Annotated in this window: 9 protein-coding genes and 1 other RNA gene; 5 read left to right on the top strand and 5 right to left on the bottom strand. The window is 49.3% G+C overall.

Annotation, left to right across the window (positions count from 1 at the left end):
• Positions 1 to 108: 108 nt before the first annotated feature.
• Positions 109 to 1155 (bottom strand): 3-deoxy-7-phosphoheptulonate synthase, encoded by a 1047-nt coding sequence (locus ACOZIO_RS03960; RefSeq protein ID WP_217157675.1) that lies wholly within the window; start codon positions 1153 to 1155, stop codon positions 109 to 111.
• Between the two features lie 129 nt (positions 1156 to 1284).
• The gene (gene ppsR / locus ACOZIO_RS03955) at positions 1285 to 2106 is read right to left on the bottom strand and encodes a posphoenolpyruvate synthetase regulatory kinase/phosphorylase PpsR (RefSeq protein ID WP_129951715.1); all 822 of its coding nucleotides are present in this window, start codon (positions 2104 to 2106) and stop codon (positions 1285 to 1287) included.
• 508 nt (positions 2107 to 2614) lie between these two features.
• Between ppsR and ppsA the strand changes: the two genes are divergently transcribed.
• Positions 2615 to 4993, top strand: a complete 2379-nt coding sequence (gene ppsA, locus ACOZIO_RS03950) for a phosphoenolpyruvate synthase (protein WP_129951714.1) — start codon at positions 2615 to 2617, stop codon at positions 4991 to 4993.
• Positions 4994 to 5123: 130 nt separating this feature from the next.
• Here the strand turns inward: ppsA and rprA are convergent.
• Positions 5124 to 5234, bottom strand: an RNA gene (gene rprA / locus ACOZIO_RS03945) — antisense sRNA RprA.
• A 190-nt stretch (positions 5235 to 5424) separates the two neighbouring features.
• Complete coding sequence (gene ydiK, locus ACOZIO_RS03940; protein WP_129951713.1) at positions 5425 to 6522, bottom strand: AI-2E family transporter YdiK; 1098 nt, start codon at positions 6520 to 6522, stop codon at positions 5425 to 5427.
• 327 nt (positions 6523 to 6849) lie between these two features.
• On the opposite strand from ydiK, the gene ydiJ reads away from it, so the two are divergent.
• Together ydiJ and ACOZIO_RS03930 are read left to right on the top strand one after the other, a co-directional pair.
• Entirely contained in the window at positions 6850 to 9906 is a 3057-nt protein-coding gene (ydiJ, locus tag ACOZIO_RS03935) for a D-2-hydroxyglutarate dehydrogenase YdiJ (protein ID WP_421594940.1), read from the top strand.
• 15 nt (positions 9907 to 9921) lie between these two features.
• Positions 9922 to 10341, top strand: a complete 420-nt coding sequence (locus ACOZIO_RS03930; protein WP_129951711.1) for a hotdog fold thioesterase — start codon at positions 9922 to 9924, stop codon at positions 10339 to 10341.
• A gap of 116 nt (positions 10342 to 10457) precedes the next feature.
• Here the strand turns inward: ACOZIO_RS03930 and ACOZIO_RS03925 are convergent, their stop codons facing one another.
• Positions 10458 to 10862: a hypothetical protein gene (locus ACOZIO_RS03925; protein ID WP_129951710.1), complete on the bottom strand. Its 405-nt coding sequence runs from the start codon at positions 10860 to 10862 to the stop codon at positions 10458 to 10460.
• Between the two features lie 457 nt (positions 10863 to 11319).
• Between ACOZIO_RS03925 and sufA the strand changes: the two genes are divergently transcribed.
• Both sufA and sufB read left to right on the top strand, forming a co-directional pair.
• The gene (gene sufA / locus ACOZIO_RS03920; RefSeq protein WP_013576101.1) at positions 11320 to 11691 is read left to right on the top strand and encodes a Fe-S cluster assembly scaffold SufA; all 372 of its coding nucleotides are present in this window, start codon (positions 11320 to 11322) and stop codon (positions 11689 to 11691) included.
• 46 nt (positions 11692 to 11737) lie between these two features.
• The gene (gene sufB / locus ACOZIO_RS03915; RefSeq protein WP_129951709.1) at positions 11738 to 13261 is read left to right on the top strand and encodes a Fe-S cluster assembly protein SufB; all 1524 of its coding nucleotides are present in this window, start codon (positions 11738 to 11740) and stop codon (positions 13259 to 13261) included.
• Positions 13262 to 13294: the final 33 nt, after the last annotated feature.

The following is a 13294-nucleotide window of genomic DNA, read 5'->3' as shown; positions in this document are numbered from 1 at the left end:
TAAGCGAGGAAAGTATCAGAACGGACAGGTTATTACGCGTACCCGGACATGCCAGGAAAACAAAAAAGGGCAGCCTGCGCTGCCCTTAGAAAGGTTACAGTAAAGTGATCAGAACCTGCTATTTGTCGCTTGCGCGAGCATTGACAGTAATGTCTCCGTGTCTTCCCAACTCAGGCAAGGGTCGGTAATCGACTGACCGTAAACCAAGGGCTTGCCAGGAACGATAGGCTGTGTACCTTCAACCAGAAAACTTTCCGCCATGATGCCCGCAATGGTGGTTGAGCCGCGTGTGATTTGCTGACAAACATCTTCGGCTACCTCGAGCTGACGGCGGTGCTGTTTCTGGCAGTTGCCATGACTGAAATCGACCACCAGACGTTGCGTTAAATCGAATTCAGCCAGATTCAGGCAGGCTTGTTCGAGGTCAGCGGCATGGTAATTGGGCTTTTTACCGCCACGCATAATCACATGTCCGTAAGGGTTGCCAGCGGTACGGTAAATGGTCATCTGACCATTTTTATCCGGCGACAGGAACATATGGCTGGTGCGTGACGAACGGATAGCGTCGATGGCGATGCGGGTATTCCCGTCAGTGCCATTTTTAAAACCGACAGGACAGGAAAGCGCCGAAGCCATTTCGCGGTGGATCTGACTTTCGGTGGTCCGTGCGCCGATGGCTCCCCAGCTGATCAGGTCGGCAATATATTGTCCAATCACCATATCAAGGAATTCAGTCGCGGTCGGGATGCCCAGTTGGTTGACAGTCAGTAATACCTTCCGCGCCAGCTCAATACCGTCATTAACCCGGCAGGAACCGTTCAACTCAGGATCTGAAATCAGCCCTTTCCAGCCGACAACGGTACGTGGCTTTTCAAAGTACGTACGCATGACGATTTCCAGGCGATCCTGATATTTTGCACGTAATACACTAAGCTTGCCCGCGTAATCAATAGCCGCTTCAATATCGTGGATTGAGCAGGGACCGATAACAACCAGTAACCGTTGATCTTCCCCACTGATAATCTTTTCAATTCGTTTACGTGATTCCATCACGTGTTGTGCGACCGACGGGGAAATTGGCAATTTTTCTGCCAGTGCCTGAGGCGTAATCAGGCTGTCGATGCGCGTCGTACGCAGTTCATCTGTTTGTGACATCGTATTCTCGAAAAATGTGTTTCTTCTCTGCGGCAGGGATACCGGGAAGTGATGCCGATCACAATAACCCAAAAACCGATGAATTCAACCACTGTCAGCAGGATATGCCATCCACATCAGTAAAAGTATTCAGAACATACGGCGGCTCATGCCGAAGCTGTCCATGATCTTCGCTGATATCTCCTCAACAGAATAGTTTGTACTGTTGAGGTAGCGGATCTGATTTTTTCTAAATAATGCTTCCACTTCAGAGACTTCCATACGGCATTGGCGCAAGGAAGCATAGCGGCTGTTTTCAACGCGTTCCTGGCGAATTGCCGTCAGGCGTTCTGGGTCAATCGTCAGGCCAAACAGCTTATGCATATGCGGTTTTAACGCGGCAGGTAACTGAATATTGTCCATGTCGTCGGCGGTAAACGGATAGTTAGCTGCGCGGATACCAAACTGCAATGCCAGATAAAGGCTGGTCGGCGTTTTACCGCAGCGCGAGACGCCCAGTAAAATCACCTGGGCCTGATCGAGATTGCGCAGCGAAATGCCATCATCATGAGCCAGGGTGTAATCAATCGCGGCAATGCGCGCATCGTATTTAGTGATGTTGCTGGCCGTCAGACCATGCGTCCGGTTGGCGATGGGGGTAGGATCGACGCCCAGCTCATTCTGTAAAGGGGCGACCAGCGACTGGACAATGTCCTGACAGAAACCTTCACTACCTTGAATAATGTCGCGGATGAGAGGTGAAATAATAGAATAAAATACCAGCGGACGGGCGCCGGTTTTTTCAAAAATGTCATTGATTTGCCGGCAGACTGCTTTGGCACGCTCTTCACTTTCAACAAAGGGAAGAGAGTAGGTGGTGGCGTTGACCGGAAATTGTGAAAGTACAGCGTGGCCTAAAACCTCTGCTGTAATGGCAGTACCGTCAGAAATGTAAAACACGCATCTGTCCACAAACGACTCCTGATTTATCGCACTTCATTTATATTCAAATTATCCCTTATTTAGTAATAACCAGAATTGCATGAAATAAAAAGCCTATTTCATCTGCGTGGCGATGTTCTGTTAATTGCTGCGAGACAGTGCGCAAAATGACTGTAATAAATGAAATGGCATTTTAAATTTTCCGCGACTTATCGCAGCTTTTTGATTTGCTTCAGCAGAACTTCAGCTGCTCTGTTAGCATTGATTTAGTGACGGACTTATGGAGACTTCCTGCTGATTCATAAGGGTTAATGATGTTTCCACCCATAAGCGTCATTTTGCTGCGCTGGAATTTTCCTAAACAAAAATAGTTTGTTTTGCTGGATCGATTCACCTGTCCATGTCTTATGGAGCATTATGCTAGTCTCAAAATGACAGCGTTGTTAAATGACAGAAAAAGCGTCGCCGACAATGGCTGGACAACCGGTGTTGCACGCCTACTGACTTTTACTGTAAATAAATAATAAAGGATTGTTTCATGGCTCATCTCGATCCCGATTTACGCAATGTTATCTGGTACAACCAACTGGGTATGAAGGACGTTGATAAAGTCGGGGGCAAGAACGCATCCCTCGGGGAAATGATCACCAACTTGTCTGATCTGGGTGTTTCAGTTCCCAATGGCTTTGCAACGACGTCGCAGGCATTTAATGATTTTCTCGATCAGAGCGGTGTAAACCACCGAATCCATGAATTACTGGATAAAACAGATGTTGACGATATCGGGCAATTAACCCAGGCGGGTACGCAAATCCGCCAGTGGATCATTGAGACACCGTTCCAGCCTGAACTTGAGAAATCGATCCGTGAGGCCTATCAGCAATTATGCGAAGGTGAGCCTGATGCGTCATTCGCGGTTCGTTCTTCCGCAACAGCCGAAGATATGCCTGATGCGTCATTTGCCGGGCAACAGGAAACCTTCCTTAATGTTCAGGGATTCGATGCCGTACTGACCGCAGTGAAGCATGTTTATGCTTCCTTATTTAATGACCGTGCCATTTCTTATCGTGTGCATCAGGGCTACGATCATCGCGGTGTGGCGCTTTCTGCCGGTGTACAGCGTATGGTGCGTTCTGATCTTGCTTCTGCGGGGGTGATGTTCACTCTGGATACCGAATCTGGTTTTGATCAAGTCGTCTTTATTACCTCGGCTTATGGTCTGGGTGAAATGGTTGTTCAGGGCGCGGTTAACCCTGATGAGTTTTACGTACATAAGCCTACGCTGGAAAAAAATAAGCCCTCTATTGTCCGCCGCACGATGGGCTCGAAGAAAATTCGCATGATATATGCGCCAAGCCAGGAACACGGCAAACAGGTACAGATTGAAGATGTGCCGGCTGAACAGAGCACTCGTTTCTCCCTGACGGATGACGAGGTGCAGGCGCTGGCACGCCAGGCATTATTGATTGAAAAACACTATGGCCGTCCGATGGATATCGAATGGGCGAAAGACGGTCATAACGGCAATCTTTATATCGTGCAGGCGCGTCCGGAGACTGTTCGTTCCAACGGTCAGGTGATGGAACGCTATCAGTTGAATGGTAACAGCAAAGTATTGGTAGAAGGCCGCGCTATAGGCCATCGTATTGGTGCCGGGCCGGTAAAAATCATTCATAATATCAGCGAAATGCATCACGTTAAGGCAGGCGATATTCTGGTGACTGACATGACGGATCCTGACTGGGAGCCCATCATGAAAAAGGCGTCAGCCATTGTCACCAACCGTGGCGGACGTACCTGTCACGCCGCTATCATTGCGCGTGAACTGGGTATTCCTGCGGTAGTCGGTTGTGGTGATGCCACTGAAAAATTGACAGAAAATCAGAAAGTGACCGTTTCCTGTTCTGAAGGCGATACCGGTTATGTCTATCAGGATGAGCTGGACTTTAGCGTCCAGAGTTCTGCTATTGATGAACTGCCAACTTTACCGCTGAAAATCATGATGAATATCGGCAATCCCGATCGCGCCTTCGACTTTGCCTGTCTGCCGAATGAAGGTGTCGGGCTGGCGCGTTTAGAATTTATCATTAACCGCATGATTGGTGTGCATCCGAAAGCATTGCTGGAGTTTGATCAGCAACCTGCCCAATTGCAGGAAACCATCAATAAAATGATTCAGGGCTATGACAGCCCGCGTGAATATTATGTGGCACGTCTGACTGAGGGGATCGCAACACTCGGCGCAGCATTCTGGCCGAAACGGGTGATTGTGCGTTTGTCAGATTTTAAATCAAATGAATATGCCAATCTGGTGGGCGGCGAAAAATACGAACCTCATGAAGAAAATCCGATGCTGGGTTTCCGTGGTGCAGGCCGTTATGTCTCTGACAGCTTCCGCGAGTGTTTCGCACTGGAATGTGAGGCAATGAAGCGTGTCCGTAATGATATGGGGCTGACGAATGTTGAAGTGATGATTCCGTTTGTTCGTACTGTGGCGCAGGCTGAAGCTGTCGTCAAAGAGCTGGCCAGTCAGGGGCTGAAACGGGGCGAAAATGGCCTGAAAGTGATTATGATGTGTGAAATTCCATCCAATGCCTTACTGGCGGATCAGTTCCTTGAACATTTCGACGGTTTCTCTATCGGCTCCAACGATATGACTCAGCTTGCACTTGGGCTGGATCGTGATTCAGGCGTTGTCTCTGAACTCTTTGATGAACGAAACGAGGCTGTTAAAGCCCTTTTGTCGATGGCAATCAAAGCCGCTAAGAAGCAGGGGAAATATGTCGGTATTTGTGGACAGGGGCCTTCAGATCATCAGGATTTCGCACAGTGGCTGATGGAAGAGGGGATCGACAGTTTATCACTGAATCCGGATACCGTAGTACAAACCTGGCTGGCGTTAGCCGAAAGTAAATAAATTCCTAATGCCTGACATTTAGGGCTGTCACTTACAGGTGGCAGCCTTTTTTTACGGGTAGCGTAAATGACGGGAATAAAAATATATGTTGCAGGACTATGGGGGGAAATAGAATTGTAAGGCAAAAAAGTAAAAAAAAAGCCCGTCATAGCAGACAGGCAAAGACTACACACAGCAATTTGGGATATACCAGCTCAGGGGAAAGCTTGTATATAAATCAGTGGGTTGAAATCCGAACTGTTAATAATACTAAGTTTCCCAAGGTATTTAGTCTGTAAGAATTCTCCTAATAGGTATTATTCTCATGCTAATTGATGTGAAGGGAGTTTTTAGTAGGCGTCATTTCAGGAAAGAAGCACAAATAAAGAAAAGGCGCTGCCCGCTTGAATTAACAGGGGACAACGCCTGTGGCACGTTAAAGTGAAATGAAATTATTCATCCAGTGCTTTCAGTGCTTCTTCAGGTGCCATGTCAGGTTCCGGGGCCTCATTGACCCAAAGCGAAATCAACCGATAGGAGACGGCCAGTACAACCGGTCCGATAAACAGGCCAATCATACCGAAAGCAAATAAGCCACCAATAACACCGGACAAGATAAGCAGCATGGGTAAATCCGCACCCATGCGGATCAGAACCGGGCGCAGTACGTTATCCAGGGATCCGACCACGCAACTCCATACCAGCAAGACGGTGCCCCAGGTATTATCGCCGGACCAATACAGCCAGATGATGGCCGGAATCAATACCAGCAGTGGCCCGATTTGTGCGACACAACATACGAACATCACGACAGTCAGCACGGTAGCGTAAGGAATACCCGCGATGGCCAGCCCGATGCCGCCAAGAACAGACTGTACAATTGCAGTGACAACCACACCGAGCGCTACGGCGCGGATGGCTTGTCCGGCTAAAATAACCGCGGCATCACCGCGTTCGGCAGCAAGACGAACTGCGAAATGGCGGATCCCCATCGCAACTTGTTCACCACGGCTATAAAGAAGGGCGCTGAATAACAGCATCAGCGAACAGTGCACGATAAAGCGTCCAAGATGTCCGGCCTGGACGACGAACCACGACGCTGTCTGCCCCACATAAGGCTGCATTTTGCTCATCAGCGCATTCCCGCCACCATTAATCAGCGCATGCCAGCCGATGTAAAGTTTATGACCGACCAGAGGAATGGAGTTCAGCCAGTGGAAATCGGGCATGTGCAATATGGAAGGATTACTCGCAACGGCGACCAAAGGTGCGCCATTTTCAATGGCGCTGCTGACCAGTAAAGCAATAGGCAAAACGAATAAAAGGATCAACAGCAGTGTCATGATGATGACAGCCAGAAAACGGCGTCCCCACAGAACCTTTTGTAGTTTGATCATCAGCGGCCAGGTGGCGATAACCACCATACCAGCCCAGGCGAAGCCCAAAATGAAAGGCTGAACCACCCAGATGCTGGCAATTGTCATCAGGGCAATAAACAGCACCCCGAACATGATCTGGGGTAAGTCATAACGTTTAATTGGGAGATTCATTCATGTTTCTCAATGTGATAAACGAAGTCAGGCACGAACCCTGTGCCTCCAAACACTTTATTCATAAACAGGATGCTAAAAATAAGCATGGAACATACGGCTGCTTTTGGATAGCCCTCCACACAATAAGTTGCAAGACGTTATTGCTGTAAGTGTTTTTTGTGGCGCGTCATGAAACATCTGCAACAAAGATGAACCAGACGGAGCGCTTAAAAACGAAGTATGTTAGTTTTTATTCCGGGTAAAGAATAGGGTGGATCTGCCGGGCAGATCCGGTAGAACGCCTCGGGCCCGCCAGGCATACAACAAAGACAGAGTCATAATTCAATGATCCCACAGATTTCTCAGGCACCGGGTGTCATCCAGCTGGTGCTCGATTTTTTGGAAGCGTTAAAAAGCAATGGTTTTACGGGTGATGTTACAACAACTTATGCCGACAGACTGACGATGGCGACGGACAACAGCGTCTATCAGTTGCTGCCGGATGCGGTCTTATTCCCGATTGCAACGTCAGATGTGGCATTGATTGCCCGTCTTGCCGGGCAGGAACGTTTTAAAACGCTCGTTTTCACTCCACGCGGAGGCGGTACCGGTACCAACGGGCAGTCATTGAACCGCGGCATTGTGGTTGATATGTCCCGTCATATGAACCGCATCCTTGATATCAACCTGGAACAGGGCTGGGTCAAGGTTGAAGCCGGTGTAATTAAAGATCAGCTTAATGATTATCTGCGACCGTTCGGCTTTTTCTTTTCACCCGAGTTATCAACCAGTAACCGTGCGACGCTGGGGGGTATGATTAACACGGATGCGTCCGGTCAGGGGTCGCTGGTTTACGGTAAAACGTCTGATCACGTTCTTGGTGTTCGTGCGATTGTGCTCGGTGGTGAGATGCTGGATACCACCGCTATTCCGACGGCGCTGGCTGATAAGCTGGGCGAAGAGGATTCAGTCATCGGGCGGATTTACCGCACTGTGCTGGACAGTTGTCGCGATAACCGTGCGCTGGTGATCGAAAAATTCCCGAAACTTAACCGCTTCCTCACAGGCTACGATCTGCGCCATGTACTGAGTGACGATCTGCAGACCTTCAACCTGACACGTATTCTGACCGGTTCAGAAGGCTCGCTGGCCTTTATCACCGAAGCACGCCTGAATATCACGCCAATCCCCAAAGTGCGTCGCCTGGTCAATATCAAATACGACTCCTTTAATTCAGCGCTACGTAATGCTCCTTTTATGGTGGAGGCTAAGGCGCTCTCGGTTGAAACTGTGGACTCCAAAGTGCTGAATCTGGCACGTGAAGATATTGTCTGGCACAGCGTTCGTGATTATATCAAGGACGTTGAAGGCTTCGACATGCAGGGGCTGAATATTGTTGAATTTGCCGGAGATGATGCCGACCTGATTGAAACCCAGGTCAGTGCGCTGTGCGAACGTCTGGATAGCCTGATAAGTGATAAAGAAGGCGGTGTTATCGGTTATCAGATTTGCGCCGATCTGGCCGGTATCGAGCGTATTTATAATATGCGTAAGAAAGCCGTCGGTCTGTTGGGCAATGCAAAAGGGCAGGCTAAACCCCTGCCGTTTGCAGAAGACACCTGCGTGCCCCCTCAGCATCTGGCGGATTACATTGTTGAATTTCGGGCGTTACTCGACAGTCATCATCTCAGTTATGGCATGTTCGGGCACGTGGATGCGGGCGTATTGCACGTGCGTCCGGCGCTGGACATGTGCGACCCGCAACAGGAGATATTGCTCAGGCAAATCTCTGATGAAGTTGTCGCGCTGACCGCGAAATACGGGGGGTTACTCTGGGGAGAGCACGGAAAAGGGTTCCGTGCGGAATACAGTCCGGCGTTCTTTGGTGAAGCGCTGTTCCATGAACTGCGTCGGATCAAAACCGTATTCGATCCGGATAACCGCCTCAATCCCGGCAAAATCTGTGCACCGCTTGAGTGTGACGAGCCGATGATGAAAGTTGATGCGCCAAAACGCGGAACCCTCGATCGCCGTATTCCGCTGGAAGTCCGTCAGTCATTCCGCGGCGCGATGGAATGTAATGGTAACGGCCTGTGCTTTAACTTTGATGTGAAAAGTCCGATGTGCCCGTCAATGAAAATCACGGGCAGCCGTATCCACTCTCCAAAAGGTCGCGCGGGTCTGGTACGTGAATGGTTGCGTTTATTGTCAGAACAAGGTGTAGATCCGCTGGCGCTTGAGAATGCGTTGCCGGAAAAAGGTATGAGCTTGCGCAGCCTGATTGACCGTACACGTAATACCTGGCATGCCAATAAAGGGGAATATGATTTCTCCCATGAAGTGAAAGAGGCGATGTCCGGTTGCCTGGCCTGTAAAGCCTGCTCGACACAGTGCCCGATAAAAATTGATGTGCCGGGCTTCCGCTCGCGTTTCCTGCAGCTTTACCACACCCGCTACCTGCGCCCGGCCCGCGATCATTTTGTCGCAGGCGTTGAAAGCTACGCTCCTCTGATGGCCAAAGCCCCTAAGGTGTTCAATTTTTTCCTCAGGCAGCCCTGGTTACGGGAGATGAGCCGGAAAAGCATCGGCATGGTGGATTTGCCTTTACTGTCTTCTCCGACCCTTCGTGAGCAGTTATCAGGGCATCGTGCCAGTAAGATGACACTTGAACAACTGGAGGCCATTCCTCCGGCACAACGGGGTGAATACGTGCTGGTAGTCCAGGATCCCTTTACCAGTTTTTACGACGCACAGGTCGTTGCTGATTTTATCCGTCTGATTGAAAAACTGGGCCTTAAACCCGTTCTGCTGCCTTTTTCACCTAACGGCAAAGCGCAGCATATAAAAGGTTTCCTGACCCGTTTTGCCAAAACAGCGAAGAAAACGTCCCTGCTCCTTAACCGTGTATCACAGTTGGGAATGCCGATGGTGGGGGTTGATCCTGCGCTGGTACTGTGTTACCGCGATGAATATAAAGAAATTCTCGGGGACACGCGCGGATCCTTCCAGGTGCAACTCGTGCATGAATGGCTGGATACCTGGCTGGCGGAGCGTCCGGCGCAACAGCAAAGTGGCGAGGCCTGGTATCTGTTCGGACATTGTACGGAAAGCACTGCCCTGCCAAACAGTAGCAAACAGTGGGGCGATATCTTTGCCCGCTACGGTGCGAAGCTGGAAAACGTCAGTGTCGGGTGCTGTGGAATGGCAGGGACGTATGGCCATGAAACTAAAAATCTTGAAAACTCTCTGGGGATTTATGAGCTTTCCTGGCACACCGCTTTGCAACGCTTACCGCGCCAGCGCTGTCTGGCAACCGGCTATTCCTGTCGCAGCCAGGTAAAACGCATCGAAGGCAACGGTGTTCGCCATCCTTTACAGGCCTTGCTGGAAATCATTCCCTAACCATAAGGAAGCATTATGTCATTCTGGAAACGGAGTACCACGCTGGAAACCCTGAATCAGCGCAGTCAGGGATGTATGGTGGGGCATGTGGGGATTGAGTTCACGCAACTGGGTGAGGATTTCCTTGAAGCAACCATGCCGGTAGATGCACGCACTACCCAGCCATTTGGCTTGCTGCACGGCGGCGCATCCGTTGTTCTGGCGGAAACCATGGGGTCGATGGCAGGTTATTTATGCTGTGAAGGGAATCAAACCGTGGTGGGAGTGGAAATTAATGCCAGCCATATGCAGTCTGCAAGGGAAGGACACGTGCGCGGTGTCTGCCGCGCATTGCGCACCGGTCGCCGCAGCCAGGTCTGGCAGATTGAGATTTTTGATCAGAAAGGGAATCTGTGCTGTGTATCGCGGCTGACGACCATGGTGATCGATCATTGATACGCGTTATTAATCAATCCTGATCACGGAGTCAGACACGTAACAAGCGGATGCATGATGAATGTATCTGCTTTTTTATTGGGCTGAACAAAACTGGCTAACTTATTGAAAATAAATTAAAGCTGAAAAGGAACACGTTTGGCGAAGTCAGTTTGAAATGCCGTTGCTTTTTCCCAGATGCCCATCATGGCATAATACTGACAAATGAGTTTTAACGTGTGCCGCGCAAAATGGTAACTCTGAACACGGAAGAGTTCACAACGTACCACGCTGTTGATTTCCAGGATCAGGCGGTTATGCAATTTGCATAATGCATGAAGATAACTGTGATCATCTCCGTTCTGCAGGCACAGATTGGCCATATCGAGGCAAAGGCTGTTGAAGCGTTTGAGCTGACAAAGATGCGCATCCGGGCGTCGTAAGGCAGCATCTGCCATATAAAAATCCACGGTGGCATCGCGGACACTTGATTTATATTCGTCGATCTTGCCTTGCAACCACGCATTTACCGATTGAGTCATTCTCAATATTCCGGGTTATCTGAATGATAATCATTATCAAATAATAAACATCATATTGGCAAAAAATCGCCGGATCAACGTTTTCATGCGCTTTTTTTATTTTTGTGGGGCTTAAGGCAGTAAGCAAAAAGAGCTTTAATTCTTCGGATATGGCTAATTCATAAATAGGCATTTCCGATGAATGTTTTATAATAGATACATTGAAAGCTATTAAACCTTACCTTTTATAAGGTTTATTTTAATTTTTAACAAAAAATTGACAACTTATTCAATCAGTTGATGGTTGCGGTGTTCAAGACCCGCCAGCGGCCGGATGTAAAGACGACGCACATTGAGTGTCTTTCCTCGTGTGTCATCGCTATACCCTCTTAAAACAAGAGGTTGAAGTGATTAACGTTATCACTAGAATAGAGACAATAGGTCTTGTCTATGACCGTAAAATTATGAGGTAAGACAGATGCAAACTGAAACTGTCGGCTCTTTCTCTTTAGACGACAACGTATGGCAAGGTGTTAGCCTGACTGATTCTGCAGCGAAACAGATTAATACTCTGGTGGCACAGGATCCCGAAGTTAAAGGTCTTCAGCTCTCCGTGAAACAGTCGGGGTGTGCCGGCTTTGGCTACGTTCTGGATTTAACCAAACAACCGGCCAGCGATGACCTGGTGTTTGAACATGACGGCGCTTTGCTGTTTGTTCCGCTGAAGGCCATGCCTTTCATCGACGGAACCGAGGTGGATTTTGTCCGCGAAGGACTCAATCAGATATTTAAATTCAATAATCCTAAAGCTCAGCATGCCTGCGGGTGTGGTGAAAGTTTCGGCGTTTAAAACTTTCAGTTTCTAAGATTATTGTAAACAAAGCGATGTAACCAACATGTCACGAAGCAACGTAGAAATTCCAGATGATGTGCAGTCTTGGGTCGGCGAGGGGACGAATTACAAGGAAGGGTTCTTTACCCAGCTGGCAACCGATGAATTAGCATCAGGCATCAACGAAGATGTAGTGCGTGCGATTTCCGCAAAGCGCAACGAGCCTGAGTGGATGCTGGAGTTCCGTCTGCAGGCTTATCATGCCTGGTTGAAAATGGAAGAGCCACACTGGCTGAAGGCGTACTATACGCCTCTGGATTACCAGGATTACAGCTACTATTCCGCGCCATCCTGTGGCAGCTGCGATGATAGCTGTGGCTCACAACCGGGGGCGACGCAGCAATCTGGCGGCGAATCCCTGGGGGTTCCTGCGGGCGAAGCAAACAATTATCTGACCAGCGAAGTTGAAAAGGCTTTCGAACAGCTGGGCGTTCCGGTTCGTGAAGGTAAAGAAGTCGCTGTCGATGCGATTTTTGACTCCGTTTCTGTCTCCACAACGTATCGCGAAAAGCTGGCTGAATCGGGCGTCATTTTCTGCTCATTCGGTGAAGCTATTCATGAATATCCTGATCTGGTGCGTAAATACCTCGGTACCGTTGTTCCCGCTCAGGATAACTTCTTTGCGGCACTGAATGCGGCTGTAGCTTCTGATGGTACGTTTGTTTATGTGCCAAAAGGTGTGCGCTGCCCGATGGAGTTGTCGACCTACTTCCGCATAAATGCCGCGAAAACCGGTCAGTTTGAACGTACGATCCTGATTGCTGATGAAGGCAGTTATGTCAGTTACATCGAAGGCTGTTCCGCACCGGTGCGTGACACCTATCAGCTCCATGCTGCGGTGGTTGAAGTGATCCTGCACAAAGACGCGGAAGTGAAATATTCCACGGTGCAGAACTGGTTCTCCGGTAGCAAAGACAGCAGCGGCGGTATTTTAAACTTCGTGACTAAACGTGCATTGTGCGAAGGCGCAGGCTCGAAGATGTCCTGGACCCAGTCTGAAACCGGCTCAGCCATCACCTGGAAATACCCGAGCGTTATTCTCAAAGGGGATAACTCAATTGGTGAATTTTTCTCGGTTGCGCTGACCAGCGGTAAACAGCAGGCGGATACCGGTACCAAAATGATCCACATTGGTAAAAATACCAAGTCGACCATTATCTCCAAAGGTATTTCCGCCGGTCACAGCCAGAACAGCTACCGCGGTCTGGTGAAGATCCTGCCAAGTGCAGAAAACGCCCGCAACTTTACGCAGTGCGATTCCATGCTGATTGGTGCCGACAGTGCCGCGCATACGTTCCCGTATGTTGAAGTGCGCAATAATACGGCTCAGCTGGAACATGAAGCCACGACGTCAAAAATCGGCGATGACCAGCTGTTTTACTGTCTGCAACGTGGTATCAGCGAAGATGATGCTATTTCCATGATAGTAAATGGTTTCTGTAAAGATGTCTTTTCTGAGCTGCCGCTGGAGTTTGCTGTCGAAGCACAGAAACTGCTGGCGATCAGCCTTGAACACAGCGTCGGTTAATTCGCCGTACGCTCTCCTGACGTCGCAGCAGGG

Origin of the sequence: Rahnella sp. PD4 (assembly GCF_049199325.1) — a bacterium.
Classification (GTDB): domain Bacteria; phylum Pseudomonadota; class Gammaproteobacteria; order Enterobacterales; family Enterobacteriaceae; genus Rahnella; species Rahnella perminowiae.
This window is presented reverse-complemented; position numbering and strand designations above follow the sequence as displayed.